The organism is Alphaproteobacteria bacterium US3C007 (assembly GCA_034423775.1).
GTDB classification, from domain to species: Bacteria; Pseudomonadota; Alphaproteobacteria; order Rhodobacterales; family Rhodobacteraceae; genus Thalassovivens; species Thalassovivens spotae.
This window is the reverse complement of sequence record CP139918.1, coordinates 3,107,081-3,120,786: the sequence shown is the minus strand read 5'-3', so window position 1 is coordinate 3,120,786 and position 13,706 is coordinate 3,107,081. Positions and strand designations below refer to the sequence as shown.

Sequence of the window (13,706 nt, the reverse complement as noted above, 5' to 3'; positions counted from 1 at the left end):
ATTAGCTGGCTTTATTTTTTTCCCGATTTGGCTTGTGAACATTCTCATCCATCCACCAAATGAAGTATTCGTTATCGAGGAAAATCGTCCAATTATCCCGATAAATATCTTCTAGAGAACGCAGGCCACAAGTCGTTGGCTCACCCATGACCCAACTAAAATACTGCACTAAAACGTAGTCCCCTACGATTTCCAAAATTTGCATTTGGTTATGCGGCGAGCTTTCTTCTGCTGCGCCAGCCCAAGAAACTGCAAATGCGCCAACAAGCTTGTCTTTGCTTTTTATTTTTTGTTTGTCCTGATGCTTCATAGCTCCCACTCCTTAAAACGGTATTTCGTCATTCAGATCGCTCCCGGCGGCGCTTGTTTGCGCTGCTGGCGGTAAGCCAAAGGGATCTTGCTCGGCTGGCGCTTCTAGCTTTTCAAAGTCGTTATCTGCGCCGCCTTTGACCGCTTCCATGATTTGCACTGCGAGCAGATTGATGGAGATGCCCCACTTTTTTGTAGAAGGGTTTGGGGCAGGGTAGAGGCTGATTTTAGCAGTGCCGCGCGAGCCATCCCACAGATCGAGGTCATGCAGCTCGCTTTGGTAGCCATCGATGACCTTTGGTTTGCTTAGCTCGCCTTTAGCGTTCATGGCTTTGCGCGATGCTGTCACGCTCCAAGTTCCGTCATCATTCTTTTTCAGACCGTGAACTGCGCCAAAGTCAGTTTTAATCTGTTTGTTTTCGGCTTTGCGCGCGTTGAAATGCTCGATGCACTTTTGCTCAAACTCAGCGCCATCTTCTGCGCTTAATAGCCAGCTTATAGAATACTTAGCGCCAGCGGTGTTTGGCTCGACAGCAACGCTTTTGCCTTCCATGCTGTTAAACGCAAACGGCTTGTCTAAGTGTATCCACTGAAAGACGCCTCTATATTTATCTTCTTTAAAATCGGGGTTGGCCATTGCAGCTCTCCTGTTAAATATATTCCAGATTTGTTGTATGAATTGGCGGCCATCCAGTCGGGAATTCTCCCGCGTCGTGGCACGCTTTTATTCGAGGTATGAGCCCTTGAACGAAAGTGACTGCATAGCTCAAATCTTCTTGGCCGACTTCGACAAGCGAGGTGGCAAATGGCGCGCTGTTTTGAACAACAGCAAACATAAAGCGATCGATGAAAACGCCTGCTTCACGCATTGATATGACGTACCACCCCGCCTGCAATATGTAGCCTAAAGACTGCGCCTGACGCTCAAAGTCTGCTGGCTTAGCGCTGACTGCTGTTTTGACATCTATGATCATATTGCGCTCGGGAATGTAAAAGTCGGGGCGCGCTTTCATGCAGATGCCCTCAAACTCAACGAAAACAGAGCGCTCGGCCCAGCCGCCTTTATCTGTCAGCAAGTTGGCAATATGCGGGTTATTAAAGAGCGCATGGTTCATGCTCTCGACCAGCTCATAGTTGCGCTGCGTTAGCGCGATTGTGCCGAGTGCTTCAGCGGTTTCTAGCGCTTCTTTCCACTCTGTGCGCTTAACCCGGCTTTCTGGCCCGCAATGTGGCGGGATGCCCTCGAGCGCCCAAGCGTGCAATGCTGACCCGTTGCGCATAGCATCGCTATCTTTTGGCGCGCTCATATTGGCGGCATGATACGGCGATTGCTTTACAAAGGTTTTGGCAAAGCTTGAGCTAAACGCTGGCAGGCCCTGCACTTCTTTGACAGCGTGATAATCTTCGTTTTCAATGTTATCGTGAATGCCAAATTCAAGCGTCATTTGCTCACCTGTGGTCGGGGTAGGGGTTTGATTGAGTAGAGGGGCGCTAGGGTTTTGGCTGGCGCTTCATACTTGCCGCATTGATCTGCTAGCGTTTGGTAAAGCTCATATTTATGCGCAAAGCTGACGCACTCATCGAATGAGCTAAAAGATGCGACTGCTATGAAGACGGCGCTATTCATCGTTGCCGCCAGTGAGCGCGCGTTTAATGGCCTCTAGCTTGCTTTTAACAGAGCCAACCCGCTGGCGAGCTGTTGGGCGCTCTGGGAAACGCTTTAGGTCAACCATGAGCGTGTCCAGCTCGTGCATCATTAGCTTAATTTTGGCTTTTACTTCATCGCTGATCATCATCGCTTCGCCAATCAAAGTCATCTTCATCGCTGCAATGGGGGCAGGGCTCTTTGTGACCCACCCATTCGCCGTTTTGGTATTCGCCGGGATAGCGCACGAAAATATCGCGCTCGATAATGCCGTCTATGCAGCGCTCGCACATCATATGCCTGCCCTCGCTGCTAGAATTTCGCGGCTTAGGTAAAAACAGGTGTAGGGGTTCATGGTGAACAGCATGTCATCGTGATTGAGTGTGCCGCCGAGCGCAAAGCTGACATTGTTGGCCCGCATTACGATGCGCCATTCGCGATGCTTAAATTTATACCAAAGCACTGGCATGAGGTTTTGGCTATCGGCTGCTTTGCTGACTTGCGTCCACCAAGCTGCTCTATGCATAACGTTTAGGTCGCCATAGTTTTTGACCTCGATGCAAAACGGCCAATCTATGTCAGCGTCTGGTATCAAATCGCCACGATCTGATGACCTATATTGCTCTATGTCTCGCTTGAGCCTGACGTTCATGTGATCAAGGTATTCTTTGGCAACGAGATATTCGCCCGTTTGACCTTTTCTGCGCGAATTAACCATCTTGCTTCACCAGCGTAAAATGTTTGCGCAGAATGCTGTCAATGAGATGCGCAAGGCTGACTTGCTGACCTTCTTTGGCCTCATCGAGCGCTGATTTAACCTCTGGATCAATCATTGTGTGCAATGCGACCCGTTGATTTTGCTGTGTTTTATATTTTGTTACCATGCGCCTGCTTTGAATTACTACATTGGGCTTGCATAGACCTACATGAATTTATATACATGAAACAAGTACGCAGAAGGTACGCACCTCTGCTGCTGTAAAAATGGAGAGAGAAAATGAAACTTAACGGCTTTATTTACAACAGCGCTGACCAAGCGCATCAAGATCGCCAACGCAGGCAAATCAGTGCGTTGGCTGATGGCAGATCAGTCAAATGGTTTGTTGAAAAGGGCAAAGCAACGCGCGACTTTAATGATCGCGAAGAGCTGCAAGCTTGCGTCGAGCATTGCAAATTTGACAGCTCTATATTTGCGCTTGCGAGTTTGCAGGGGTTTGCATCACGCCAATGGATTGCATTAGAGTTTCTGGAGGCTTTAGCAGAGCAGGGGGTGGCAATAGAGGTCGCTGATGACCCCATTATTAGCCAAGGCAGCATTCAGGTTCTGTCTGCAAATGCGCAAGTGCAGCGCGATCGTATCGTCGCAAGAGCGCAAGCGGGCTTAGACCGAGTGCGCAAAAAGCTAGAGGCAGGCAAGCCTCATATTACGCGCTCTGGTCGTCAAATAAACATGCTTGGCACGCCTGATCAAAAAGCGCTCATAGATGCGGGTAACGCAGCGAAACAAAAGAAGGCTGATGATTTTGCATTGACAATCTGGCCTGAAATTTGCGTTTTGTATGAGCGCGGCGTGTCTCAATCTGACATAGCGCGTGAGTTAAACGCCAAAAAGGTGCTTAATCAGAAAGGTAAACCTTGGACGCAGAACGCTGTTTATCGTGTGATACAGCGCATGAAAAAAATGGGGCAGCTCAATGGATGATATTTATAACACCGCACTGAATGACTTTTCATATCATTTAGCACGCACTGAAATTCAGGTTTTTAAAGACCGCCAGCGCTGGATTGCGCAAAGTAAATTGACTGCTTGGTTTCAAAGCTCGTCTGAAAAGGCAGTGTTTGGGCGACTGCTTTATGTCGGCACAGTGGTAAAGCAAGGTTACACATTAACGCAGATTGCTAGCGAGCTTCAAATTAGCCGACAGACAATCTCAGCATATCTCAAAGAAACAGTTGCAGCAGGCTGGGTTGTTTCAAAGCAAAAAGGCAAAACCCTATATTATTATGCCTCTGACGAACTTTGTAAGAGCCTTGTAGATTATGCAAATTACAGTTCTGATTTGTTTCAGATGACAGAAGTGCATGAAGCGGAGCATCTTTTAGGGCTGCTGAAAAAAAGACAAAATGACTTACCTGTTAATGTCTTAAAACGCGACTATTATAGTTTGCGAGGAGAGAAAGATGACCCGCAGAAGAAAGCAAGTTAATCCAACCGTGACTGCGATGCGACAGGGTGGCATGACCATGACCGTTCGCATGACCATGCAGATGTGGCATCAGGATCATATTGCTAAAAATGCAGCGCATCTTGAACGCCTTGCTGGTGAGCTTAGGCGCATCGATCAAAGCAACTCAATGCGCGGCGTTGACAAAGCCATCTTGGCGCAGCGCGCAGCTAGAAACACGCATTGGGATATGCAGCACGTTCTGCCAGCAGATCCGCGCGGTCAGTTTAAAGGCCAGCGGATGGAGTATGTTGGCGGTAGAACCTACGCCGTTGATACAAACGGCCACGATGAATTGTTGGCTCGTGAAGACTTAAATGAGCCAGTGGTGCGCCCAGACTACCAGTTTGGGCAAGATTAGCAGCGGTTTTATGCCGCGTTAAAATAAAGGGTAGAGGATTAAGTAAATGAATTATACACTTGAGGCAGATTGTGGAAAGATTAGGCGCATAATATATATTATGTTAAATTTAGGATGGTGTTATGAGCGCTGCGCTGTCGTTAAAAACGTTGAATAATAAGGCCTCCTAAATCCGCCTGAACCAAGCTGACAAACGAAAGGACTTAAAGGACGTGAAAACAGAAAGATTTCTGAGCGAGATTATACAAGCAGATTTGATACGCGATGTTTGGGAACTTCACGTCTCGAAAATGCGCGAGTATAACTTTGATCGCTTGGTCTACGGCTTCACGCATTTTTCCACGGATGACGGATTGGGCGATCCCAACGATTTTACGTTTCTTACCAACCATAGCACAGATTACATAAACGGGTTCATTAATGATGGGCTTTTCAAAGATGCGCCGATGACCAATTGGGCACAGGCCAATAACGGCGCCTGTAGTTGGACGCATATTGCAAAACGGATGCAAAGTGCCACATTAAGTCCGGGTGAATTAGCCACCATCGCCTTTAACCAAAAGCACGATGTCAAAGCCGGCTATACGATCAGCTTTAAAGCGCCTTCCTTGCGTTCCAAAGGCGCGATCGGACTGACGGCACCAAAAGATATGTCGCAAAAGGAAGTCGATGAGAACTGGAAAGAATTTGGTGATGAGATTTTGCTGATCAATAACGTTGTTCACTTGAAAATTATTGCGCTGCCTTTGGAAACGCCCGCCGCTTTAAACCTTACAAAGCGCCAAATACAGGTTCTTCAATGGGTCAGTGATGGGAAAACGTTACAGGATGTTAGCATTTTGTTGAATATATCACCGGCCACAGTCGAAAAACATTTGCGGCTTGCCCGCCAAGGTTTGGGCGTTGAAACCACCGCACAGGCCATAATGAAGACTGTGCGGCAAAATCAAATCCATATTACCAAAAGATCGTAGCAATAAAAAAGGCCGCGTGCAGCGGCCTTGGAGATTACTTGAAGGCTCCGGGCGCGATCACGCGCCCGAAACCGTGAATGTCACAATTTAACCTTGCACAACCTTGGCAACTTCGGCGGCGAAATCCTCTTCTTTTTTCTCGATACCTTCGCCAACTTCCATCCGCACATAGCCCGTGATTTCAACGCCCGCTTCTTTAGCAGCTTGCTCAACGGTCAAATCAGGGTTGATCACAAAAGCTTGACCCAAAAGCGTCACCTCGGAGAGGAATTTTTTGATGCGACCCGCAATCATTTTTTCAATCACTGCTTCGGGCTTTCCAGATTCGCGCGCTTGTTCGGTTAAAACGTTTTTCTCACGTTCTAGCAAAACCGGATCTAGATCTTCAGCTCCAAGCGATTGCGGGTTTGCGGCCGCAACATGCATGGCAACCTGCTTGGCAAAGGATTCGTTTACACCTTTCGTAGCAACAAGAACGCCAATACGCCCCATACCTTCGGCGGCGCTGCTATGGACATAAGATTGCACGCTGTCGCCAGAGATTTTAGACATCCGGCGCAATGACATATTTTCGCCAATCGTCGCAATCTTATCTGTCAAAACCTCAGTTACGGTTTTTCCGCCAATATCGGCTTGCGCCAACGCATCAACATCTGCCACATCCAGCGCTTTTTGGGCGAACGAGCCAACCATTGTTTGGAATTCAGCGTTTTTACCAACAAAGTCGGTTTCAGAGTTCACTTCAACAGCAACGCCCGTACCGCTCTGAACAGAAACTGCTACCAAGCCCTCTGCGGCCACGCGGCCCGATTTTTTTGCGGCTTTGGCAAGACCTTTGGTGCGCAGCCAATCGACCGCTGCTTCAAAATCGCCATCAGTTTCTGTCAGGGCTTTCTTTGCGTCCATCATACCTGCGCCTGTTGCGTCGCGCAGCTCTTTTACCATTGATGCTGTGATGGCCATTTGGCTCTCCTCATTTAGCGTCATAAGAAAAAAGGCAGGATGTCACCCCCCTGCCCTTGGCTTTTAGATCAGCGCTTACGCGTCCGGCGTAGCTGCTTCTGTAGCCGTCTCTGCAGCGAGCGCTTCAGCAGCAGGCTCGGCTTCAACCACAACCTCTTCCTGCAACGCCTCTTCCATTTCACCAAGATCAACCCCGGCGGCACCCAATTGGGCAGACATTCCATCAAGCGCGGCCCGAGACGCTAAATCGCAATACAGAGCAATTGCGCGCGATGCATCATCATTGCCTGGAATGATGTAATCAACGCCATCGGGAGAGCAATTAGTGTCGACAATGCCAACCACCGGGATCCCCAGCTTATTAGCTTCAGCAATCGCTAAAGCTTCTTTTTTTACGTCGATCACGAACAATAAATCGGGCACACCGCCCATTTCGCGAATGCCGCCCAGTGACGCTTGCAATTTGTTTTGCTCGCGCTCAAGTCCCAGACGCTCTTTCTTGGTAAGACCGTCCATACCCGCGGTGAGCTGCTCGTCAATATTGGCAAGCCGCTTGATCGATTGTGAAACCGTTTGCCAATTTGTCAGCGTGCCGCCCAACCAACGGTGGTTCATGTAATATTGTGCACATTTCTCAGCTGCTTCGGATATCGGTGCTGCTGCCTGGCGCTTTGTGCCCACAAACAAGATACGCCCGCCGCGCGCGACGGTTTCGCGAATTGCATTTAATGCTGCGTCCAGCATCGGCACGGTTTGCGTCAAATCCATAATATGGATGCCATTGCGGGCGCCATAAATGAACTCACCCATACGTGGGTTCCAACGTTGTGTTTGGTGGCCAAAATGTACGCCAGCTTCAAGCAATTGACGCAAATTAAACTCTGGAAGAGCCATGTTCTTTCCTTTCCGGTTTTCGCCTTGACAGAGCTGTAAGAGCGGATGCTCCAACCGGTGGACTTTAAGGATGTATCCCTTAAATGCCCGAACTCCGTCTGCGGATTTCGATAAAGGCGCGTTTAAAACAGCTTATCTCTGGGCGCAAGCCTAAAATACAAGGCGTTATCTTATGCTAAGATGGTACGTTCAATCACCCAATAGGCCCCGATCAAAGCAATTAGGCAAGAGGACGGGATTGAAATATAGGCTCGATACCAAGATTTCTTACCGAACCAAACCCCCAACAACAGAAAAGCACAAGCTATTACAGTCAGTTGCCCTATTTCAACGCCAATGTTAAAGCCGATCAAAGCCGCAATGAATTGTCCATCTGGCAGTCCAAATTCTTGCAAAACGCTGGCAAAACCGAGCCCGTGTAATAATCCAAACCCAAAGATTAAAGCCGGCCGCCAACGGTTAAGCTTTTGAGAAAAAATATTCTCAACCGCCACAAAAACGATTGAGGCGGCTATCAAAGGCTCAACTATGCTACCCGGAATGGTGACCAAGCCCATCGCACCCGCGGCAAGCGTAACCGTGTGAGCCAAAGTAAAGGCTGAAATCTGCCATAAGAGCGCTGAGATCCGCAGGGTGAGAAAGAATAAACCCAAGACAAAAAGAATATGATCCAGCCCTTTGGGTATAATATGATCGAAACCGACCGGCACATAAGCGACCAGCTCGCCCCATACAGAGCGCTTTTCCAATGCGCCCTGCCCGTTCATCGCGCTGCTGCGTTGTCCATCGCTTAGGTATTCTGTAAGACCATTTTCAACGCCCTGCTGGCGTAAAACCAGATTACCCAGCTCAGAATCCCAAGCAAAGCTGACGGCGCTTGGCAAAGCCAGCGATCCGGTTATACGAAGAACACTGAACCGCGGCAGTTCCTGATTTTCTTCGCCAATCACCCTCACCTCGGCAAGCCTCAACGCTAAATCCTGACGTGTGGGCGCGGCCCAAAGATGCAGGCGGGTTTGAATAGAGGGCCAAAATAAGCGCACAGCTTCCGCCAAGGCCTGCGCCTCCAAGGCCCGAAAACGGTCATATTCCGCCACCCGCGCTGACTCATTGGTATCTGTTGTTTCAGAAAGATCTATCTCAGCCAAAACAGCTTCTGCCATAAGGCGTATTTCGATCTCAATCTGGTTGTCCGTAACGGTAATGTCAGCTATCGAAGGAGAGACTTCATGTGCAGAGGCCGAGAATATGCCCAAAAGGTTTAGCAATAATACAGCGATAAGAGTTTTGAATAGGTGCAGGGGTATCTTTGTCATTGTGCCTCTTCTTGTTTTTTTAGCTTTTTTTGCTGCTCAGCCTTCTTTGGCACATGAATTATGGATTGATGGTAAAAACTTTCAAGGTCAATCTGACGAAACCATTCGCTTAGACTTGCGCAATGGTCAGAACTTTAAAGGGTCTGCGCAGGCTTATTTTAAGGCCCGGGTCAAATCGTTTTATTGGTCTTTGAATCAAAAAACTTATCAGGTTGAAGCGCGTATGGGGGATATCCCAGCTTTTTCGGCAACTCCTGCCGAAGATGGGCTGATGGTGGTTGTGTATGAATCCACGCCCAGCAGCCTCACCTATCGTGACTGGGCGAAATTTGATGCGTTTATTCAGCATAAAGATCTTGGACCCATCGAAGAAATGCACGAAGCGCGCGGGTTGTTAAAAACCAACGTGAAAGAAGCGTATCATCGCTACAGTAAGGCTTTGATTGGCATCGGCGCGGCGCAAGGCGCTGATCAACGCTTTGGGCTGGAAACTGAGTTTGTGCTGCTAGGCAATCCCTATCGGGATGATCCGGCGCAGGGGCTTGCTGTTCAAATTCTGTATCGCGATGCACCACGCGCGGATGCTCAAATCGAAATATTTGAAAAAGCCCCTGACGGGGCTGTCAAGGTGTCTTTGATGCGCAGCAATGCCGAGGGGGTGGCGGTTATAGATATTAAGTCTGGGCACACTTATTTGTTGGATGCTGTCTTGCTAAGAGTGCCAGAACCCAATGCCGCCAACGGGTCCCTCGCCCATTGGGAAAGCCTCTGGGCAGCGGTCACCTTTGCTGTACCCGAAGGATAGAATTCGATGGAAACGCCTATTATTTGTATTGGCAGTGTCCTTTGGGATGTGATCGGACGTACGCAAACGCATTCCGGATTGGGCGGTGATGTTGCCGGGTTGATAAAAGAGCAAGCTGGGGGCGTCGCATTTAACATCGCCAAACTTTTCAGCCGCAAGGGGTGCGACACCGTTATGCTGTCGCATATAGGCCAGGATCCGGCCGGTTGCTCGTTATTGGAGGTGATGGCGGGGCTGGGCATAGAGGGACAATTTGCCTATCGCAGCGCAAATCTTCCCACGGATCGATATATGGCAATTGAAGATGCCACGGGATTAATTGCAGCGCTAGCAGATGCAAATTCTCTAGAGGCGGCTGGAGATGCAATTTTGCGCCCTTTAAGCGATGGGCGCTTGGGCTCCCCAAGCGCACCTTTCAAGGGAACAATGGTCATTGATGGCAATCTAACCGGAACCCTTTTGGCGCGCATTGCGCAGGATCCTTTACTCCAACAAGGTGACCTTAGGATATGCTCGGCCTCCCCTGGCAAAGCCACCCGATTAAGGTGCTTTTTAGGAGGCGCGCGGGCTACGATTTATTGTAATAAGCACGAGGCCGAATTTATCTGCGCTTCAGAATTTGCAACCGCTGCAGATGCCGCACAGGCGATGACGGCGGCTGGCGCCTGGCGCGCAATTGTAACGGATGGCGCCAAGGCGGCTGCGGATGTGCAGCATGGGCTGCCTTTGCTGGTTGCGCGCCCTGCCAAGGTTCCGATCAAACAAATAACCGGTGCTGGCGATGTGTTCATGGCACAGCATATTTTGGCTGAGTTAGACGGGGCGCCGCGTGAGGCGGCCCTTCAGAGCGCCACAAATGAAGCGCAGAATTTTGTTGCAGGAAAAATATGAAATGCTGAATTGTCAGATTGCACCCATCGTTGCCGAGGCCTTGGCAAAAAAGGCCCCCATCGTTGCGTTGGAAAGCACAATCATCACGCATGGGATGCCCTGGCCGCAAAATCTGGATATGGCAAAATCAGTGGAATCATGTGTGCGCGAGGCTGGGGCCACGCCCGCGACAATTGCCGTGATCGATGGTGTTTTGAAAATCGGGTTAAGCGCAGCGGATCTAACGCAATTGGCGCAAACAAAGAATGCCGCCAAATTATCACGGGCCGATTTAGCGCTTTGCATGGCGCAAAAAAAGACTGGAGCAACCACTGTTGCCGCCACGATGATTGCCGCGAATTTTGCAGGCATTTCGGTGTTTGCAACGGGTGGAATTGGCGGCGTTCATCGCGGCGCTGAAAATAGTTTTGATATATCGGCTGATCTTCGGGAATTGGCGCTTACGCCCGTAACGGTTGTCGCTGCGGGGGCAAAGGCAATATTGGACATTCCCAAAACGTTGGAGGTATTGGAAACCTATGGCGTTCCGGTCATTTGTTATCGTAGCGATGTATTCCCTGCCTTTTGGTCTGCGGGGTCGCCCTATCCTGCGCCTTTGCGCATGGATGAGGCGAAACAAATAGCCTTGGCGCATAAAATGCGCGCAGAATTAGGTCTGTCTGGCGGGCAATTGGTGGCCAATCCGATACCATTGGGCGATCAAATTCCTCAAAGCGAAATTGATCCGGTGATCGCAGAAGCGCTGACAGAGGTGGCGCAACAAAAAATCACCGCAAAAGCGGTGACACCATTTTTGCTTTCACGCGTTTTTGATATGACGCAAGGCCGATCTTTGACCGCTAATATTGCTCTGGTGCTAAACAATGCGCGCTTGGCGGCTCAAATTGCACAAAATTTATGACATATCCGGTACTGTTTGGGATTGATGGGTATGAATCTTGTACGCGCGTCTGAGTGTGATATGTGTTGGCTCAGATAAAGGGTTGTAGTCGTGAGTGATCTTGTAAAACCACCGACCTTGTTAAAAAGGTTTATCTCAGGGTTCAGAAATAGCTTTCTAACGGGGGTTGTTGTCATTGCGCCCGTAGGCTTGACCGTGTGGCTGGTTTGGACCGTGATTGGTTGGGTGGATGGCTTCGTTTTGCCTTTTGTTCCCTCGCAATATCAACCTGAAGAACTTCTAAAGGCTATTTTGGGCGAAGATGTGCGGGTCAATATCCGTGGTCTTGGCGTTGTGTTCTTTTTGGTCTTCACCACTTTCATCGGTTGGATTGCGAAAGGACTTCTTGGCCGTACCTTCATTCGATCCGCAGAAAACCTCGTGAACCGCATGCCGGTTGTCCGCTCGGTGTATTCGGGCGTGAAACAAATTGCGGAAACCGTGTTTGCGCAAGCCGATAGATCTTTCGAAAAAGCATGTTTGATCGAATATCCACGGCGCGGAATTTGGGCCATTGGATTCATTTCCACCGCAGCGAAAGGTGAGGTTTCAAAACGCGCAGGATCTGGGCAGAAAATGCAATCGATTTTTGTTCCAACAACGCCCAACCCGACTTCAGGCTTTTTGTTATTCTTTCCCGCTGAGGATGTGATCGAATTGGATATGAGCGTTGAGGACGCGGCCAAATTGGTTATTTCAGCCGGGCTTGTCTATCCTGAGGATCTGCCGGTTAAAGAAATCAAAGCCTAAAGCGAATTCAGCGCGTTGAGCGCTTTGTTATGATGTTTGAAATTCATTTTTTTTATGAAGATAATTGCATTTAGGCTGACTTGACCTGCCCAAAGCCCTGATATATCCAAAAGTATGTTTTTATATACCCGAAATAATAGAAAACAACGTGGTCGCTTTGCGGGGACCTTTGCGTTTTATTTTTGATTTATAAGAAATAAATCCAAAGCGCCCCCGCAAAATGGTGGGGCCTTGGGTAAATTAAGACCTGTCTCACTTAAAACGCCTGCGGTGGTGCGCTTCTAAGACCAGAGGAGAGCACAAAGTGAAGATTTTTTTTAAAATATTAAGACTACAAAATCTGTCGTATTACTGGCAATTGATAAAGCTTATGCAGCAAGTAAGGCGCGAACGAAACGCTTTGAAGGGCCTTTCAGATGAACAGCTTTCAGATATCGGAAAAACCAAATGCGAAGCCTTAAGGGAAATTCAGCAAGGATATCGCATTCCTGAGACCCGTCGCGTTAAGCGCGCTTGAATGTCGTGCTCTGATCATGGCGCACCATTTGAGCATTGGATGGGATGCAGGGGGTGGACAGTGTTACAACGCTGTCCAGCCACCATCAACGCTTAAGGTCGTGCCGGTGATTTGATCCGCAGCATCAGAACAAAAAAATACGCATGTACCGCCCAATTGTTCAACGCTTGCAAATTGCCGTGAAGGTTGGCGCTCCAACATCACTTTTTTAATCACCTCTTCCCGGCTCATATCGTATTTTCTCATTGTGTCAGGGATTTGTGCCTCAACCAAAGGCGTAAGGACATATCCGGGGCAAATCGCGTTGGCGGTAATATTTTCTTCGGCGGTTTCCAAAGCTGTTGTTTTTGTTAACCCAATCACCCCGTGTTTTGCCGCTATATAGGCTGATTTATACGGTGAGGCTGTCAGCCCATGCGCCGATGAAATATTTATAATTCTTCCCCAACCCGCCTTGCGCATCGCGCCAAGGGCAACAGCCGATGTGTGGAATGCCGCACTAAGATTGATTGCAATAATCTCATCCCATTTTTCAACAGGAAATGTGTCGATCGGAGCGACATGCTGGATACCGGCATTATTGATCAAAATATCACAAGATTGCAGGTTTTCGATCAACGCTCGGCAGCTTTTGGGATCGCGCATATCAGCTGAGCAATACCGGGCCTTAACTGAAAACTCGCGGGCCAAAGCATTCGCCAGCTGATGATCTTCTGGCTTGCTCGTAAACGAGTTCAGAACGATATCTGCGCCGGCCTCTGCCAGTTTACGCGCAATTCCCAACCCTATTCCCGAGGTTGATCCGGTGATTACTGCGGTTTTTCCCGATAGGTTCATGCCCTGCTCTTTCACCCTCTGCTGTCGTTAAAAAATGCCACACAGTCAGATTATGCGCAACGCGTATTTCTGCACCGCAGAAAAATTATAAAGCGCCAAAAAAAACGCCTGCATAAAGCAGGCGCTAAGTCATTGAGGCAGGTTTCATACAGGCAAGAAACCTATCGAGCAGTCCTTGCTTTATAAAGCGTTGTTGAACCCGCTCCAAGCTAAAAATTTGAAAACCACTCTCAGGCAGCATAAGCTGGACTGGCCACCTGCCTCTCGCTTGAATAGAAA

The 13,706-nt window shown here is 48.9% G+C and carries 19 protein-coding genes; 8 read left to right on the top strand and 11 right to left on the bottom strand.

Annotation, left to right across the window (positions count from 1 at the left end; genetic code table 11):
* Position 1: 1 nt before the first annotated feature.
* From UM181_14830 to UM181_14800, 7 genes are all read right to left on the bottom strand, one after another.
* A complete protein-coding gene (locus tag UM181_14830) occupies positions 2-310 on the bottom strand; it encodes a hypothetical protein (GenBank protein ID WQC62572.1) in 309 nt (102 codons plus the stop codon).
* A 12-nt stretch (positions 311-322) separates the two neighbouring features.
* Positions 323-946: a hypothetical protein gene (locus UM181_14825; protein WQC62571.1), complete on the bottom strand. Its 624-nt coding sequence runs from the start codon at positions 944-946 to the stop codon at positions 323-325.
* Between the two features lie 13 nt (positions 947-959).
* Positions 960-1,754, bottom strand: coding sequence for a PD-(D/E)XK nuclease-like domain-containing protein (locus UM181_14820; protein ID WQC62570.1), 795 nt, complete (start codon positions 1,752-1,754; stop codon positions 960-962).
* A 174-nt stretch (positions 1,755-1,928) separates the two neighbouring features.
* Positions 1,929-2,105, bottom strand: coding sequence for a hypothetical protein (locus UM181_14815; protein WQC62569.1), 177 nt, complete (start codon positions 2,103-2,105; stop codon positions 1,929-1,931).
* Complete coding sequence (locus UM181_14810; protein WQC62568.1) at positions 2,089-2,250, bottom strand: hypothetical protein; 162 nt, start codon at positions 2,248-2,250, stop codon at positions 2,089-2,091. Before UM181_14810 ends, UM181_14815 begins: the two co-directional genes overlap by 17 nt.
* On the bottom strand, positions 2,247-2,672 hold the full coding sequence (locus tag UM181_14805; GenBank protein WQC62567.1) for a hypothetical protein: 426 nt from the start codon (positions 2,670-2,672) through the stop codon (positions 2,247-2,249). The genes UM181_14810 and UM181_14805 overlap by 4 nt, the downstream gene beginning before the upstream one ends.
* Positions 2,665-2,838, bottom strand: a complete 174-nt coding sequence (locus UM181_14800) for a hypothetical protein (protein WQC62566.1) — start codon at positions 2,836-2,838, stop codon at positions 2,665-2,667. The genes UM181_14805 and UM181_14800 overlap by 8 nt, the downstream gene beginning before the upstream one ends.
* 113 nt (positions 2,839-2,951) lie before the next feature.
* Here UM181_14800 and UM181_14795 point away from each other — a divergent pair, with 113 nt between their 5' ends.
* The 4 genes from UM181_14795 to UM181_14780 all read left to right on the top strand — a co-directional run bounded on the left by UM181_14795 (position 2,952) and on the right by UM181_14780 (position 5,514).
* Complete coding sequence (locus UM181_14795) at positions 2,952-3,656, top strand: recombinase family protein (protein ID WQC62565.1); 705 nt, start codon at positions 2,952-2,954, stop codon at positions 3,654-3,656.
* A complete protein-coding gene (locus tag UM181_14790) occupies positions 3,649-4,161 on the top strand; it encodes a winged helix-turn-helix domain-containing protein (GenBank protein WQC62564.1) in 513 nt (170 codons plus the stop codon). The genes UM181_14795 and UM181_14790 overlap by 8 nt, the downstream gene beginning before the upstream one ends.
* Complete coding sequence (locus UM181_14785; protein ID WQC62563.1) at positions 4,136-4,540, top strand: hypothetical protein; 405 nt, start codon at positions 4,136-4,138, stop codon at positions 4,538-4,540. Before UM181_14790 ends, UM181_14785 begins: the two co-directional genes overlap by 26 nt.
* 212 nt (positions 4,541-4,752) lie before the next feature.
* On the top strand, positions 4,753-5,514 hold the full coding sequence (locus UM181_14780; GenBank protein ID WQC62562.1) for an autoinducer binding domain-containing protein: 762 nt from the start codon (positions 4,753-4,755) through the stop codon (positions 5,512-5,514).
* Positions 5,515-5,601: 87 nt separating this feature from the next.
* Here UM181_14780 and tsf read toward each other — a convergent pair whose 3' ends face one another.
* From tsf to UM181_14765, 3 genes are all read right to left on the bottom strand, one after another.
* A complete protein-coding gene (gene tsf, locus UM181_14775) occupies positions 5,602-6,477 on the bottom strand; it encodes a translation elongation factor Ts (protein ID WQC62561.1) in 876 nt (291 codons plus the stop codon).
* Positions 6,478-6,552: 75 nt separating this feature from the next.
* Positions 6,553-7,371 (bottom strand): 30S ribosomal protein S2, encoded by an 819-nt coding sequence (rpsB, locus tag UM181_14770; GenBank protein ID WQC62560.1) that lies wholly within the window; start codon positions 7,369-7,371, stop codon positions 6,553-6,555.
* A 170-nt stretch (positions 7,372-7,541) separates the two neighbouring features.
* Positions 7,542-8,687: a HupE/UreJ family protein gene (locus UM181_14765; GenBank protein WQC62559.1), complete on the bottom strand. Its 1,146-nt coding sequence runs from the start codon at positions 8,685-8,687 to the stop codon at positions 7,542-7,544.
* 46 nt (positions 8,688-8,733) lie between these two features.
* Between UM181_14765 and UM181_14760 the strand changes: the two genes are divergently transcribed.
* From UM181_14760 to UM181_14745, 4 genes are all read left to right on the top strand, one after another.
* Positions 8,734-9,492 (top strand): DUF4198 domain-containing protein, encoded by a 759-nt coding sequence (locus tag UM181_14760; protein WQC62558.1) that lies wholly within the window; start codon positions 8,734-8,736, stop codon positions 9,490-9,492.
* 6 nt (positions 9,493-9,498) lie between these two features.
* Positions 9,499-10,383: a PfkB family carbohydrate kinase gene (locus tag UM181_14755; protein ID WQC62557.1), complete on the top strand. Its 885-nt coding sequence runs from the start codon at positions 9,499-9,501 to the stop codon at positions 10,381-10,383.
* 1 nt (position 10,384) lies between these two features.
* A complete protein-coding gene (locus tag UM181_14750; protein WQC64773.1) occupies positions 10,385-11,284 on the top strand; it encodes a pseudouridine-5'-phosphate glycosidase in 900 nt (299 codons plus the stop codon).
* Between the two features lie 90 nt (positions 11,285-11,374).
* Positions 11,375-12,073 carry a DUF502 domain-containing protein gene (locus tag UM181_14745; GenBank protein WQC62556.1) on the top strand — a complete coding sequence of 233 codons (699 nt, stop codon included), beginning with the start codon at positions 11,375-11,377 and terminating at the stop codon, positions 12,071-12,073.
* Positions 12,074-12,653: 580 nt separating this feature from the next.
* On the opposite strand, the gene UM181_14740 is transcribed toward UM181_14745, so the two are convergent.
* On the bottom strand, positions 12,654-13,427 hold the full coding sequence (locus UM181_14740) for a 3-hydroxybutyrate dehydrogenase (protein ID WQC62555.1): 774 nt from the start codon (positions 13,425-13,427) through the stop codon (positions 12,654-12,656).
* Between the last annotated feature and the right edge of the window lie 279 nt (positions 13,428-13,706).

Excerpts from the sequence above, each read along its gene's own strand:
- UM181_14830 (WQC62572.1), bottom strand. The coding sequence starts at position 310 with ATGAAGCATCAGGACAAACAAAAAATAAAAAGCAAAGACAAGCTTGTT.
- UM181_14825 (WQC62571.1), bottom strand. The coding sequence starts at position 946 with ATGGCCAACCCCGATTTTAAAGAAGATAAATATAGAGGCGTCTTTCAG.
- UM181_14820 (WQC62570.1), bottom strand. The coding sequence starts at position 1,754 with ATGACGCTTGAATTTGGCATTCACGATAACATTGAAAACGAAGATTAT.
- UM181_14815 (WQC62569.1), bottom strand. The coding sequence starts at position 2,105 with ATGATGATCAGCGATGAAGTAAAAGCCAAAATTAAGCTAATGATGCAC.
- UM181_14810 (WQC62568.1), bottom strand. The coding sequence starts at position 2,250 with ATGATGTGCGAGCGCTGCATAGACGGCATTATCGAGCGCGATATTTTC.
- UM181_14805 (WQC62567.1), bottom strand. The coding sequence starts at position 2,672 with ATGGTTAATTCGCGCAGAAAAGGTCAAACGGGCGAATATCTCGTTGCC.
- UM181_14800 (WQC62566.1), bottom strand. The coding sequence starts at position 2,838 with ATGGTAACAAAATATAAAACACAGCAAAATCAACGGGTCGCATTGCAC.
- UM181_14795 (WQC62565.1), top strand. The coding sequence starts at position 2,952 with ATGAAACTTAACGGCTTTATTTACAACAGCGCTGACCAAGCGCATCAA.
- UM181_14790 (WQC62564.1), top strand. The coding sequence starts at position 3,649 with ATGGATGATATTTATAACACCGCACTGAATGACTTTTCATATCATTTA.
- UM181_14785 (WQC62563.1), top strand. The coding sequence starts at position 4,136 with ATGACCCGCAGAAGAAAGCAAGTTAATCCAACCGTGACTGCGATGCGA.
- tsf (WQC62561.1), bottom strand. The coding sequence starts at position 6,477 with ATGGCCATCACAGCATCAATGGTAAAAGAGCTGCGCGACGCAACAGGC.
- rpsB (WQC62560.1), bottom strand. The coding sequence starts at position 7,371 with ATGGCTCTTCCAGAGTTTAATTTGCGTCAATTGCTTGAAGCTGGCGTA.
- UM181_14765 (WQC62559.1), bottom strand. The coding sequence starts at position 8,687 with ATGACAAAGATACCCCTGCACCTATTCAAAACTCTTATCGCTGTATTA.
- UM181_14755 (WQC62557.1), top strand. The coding sequence starts at position 9,499 with ATGGAAACGCCTATTATTTGTATTGGCAGTGTCCTTTGGGATGTGATC.
- UM181_14750 (WQC64773.1), top strand. The coding sequence starts at position 10,385 with ATGCTGAATTGTCAGATTGCACCCATCGTTGCCGAGGCCTTGGCAAAA.
- UM181_14740 (WQC62555.1), bottom strand. The coding sequence starts at position 13,427 with ATGAACCTATCGGGAAAAACCGCAGTAATCACCGGATCAACCTCGGGA.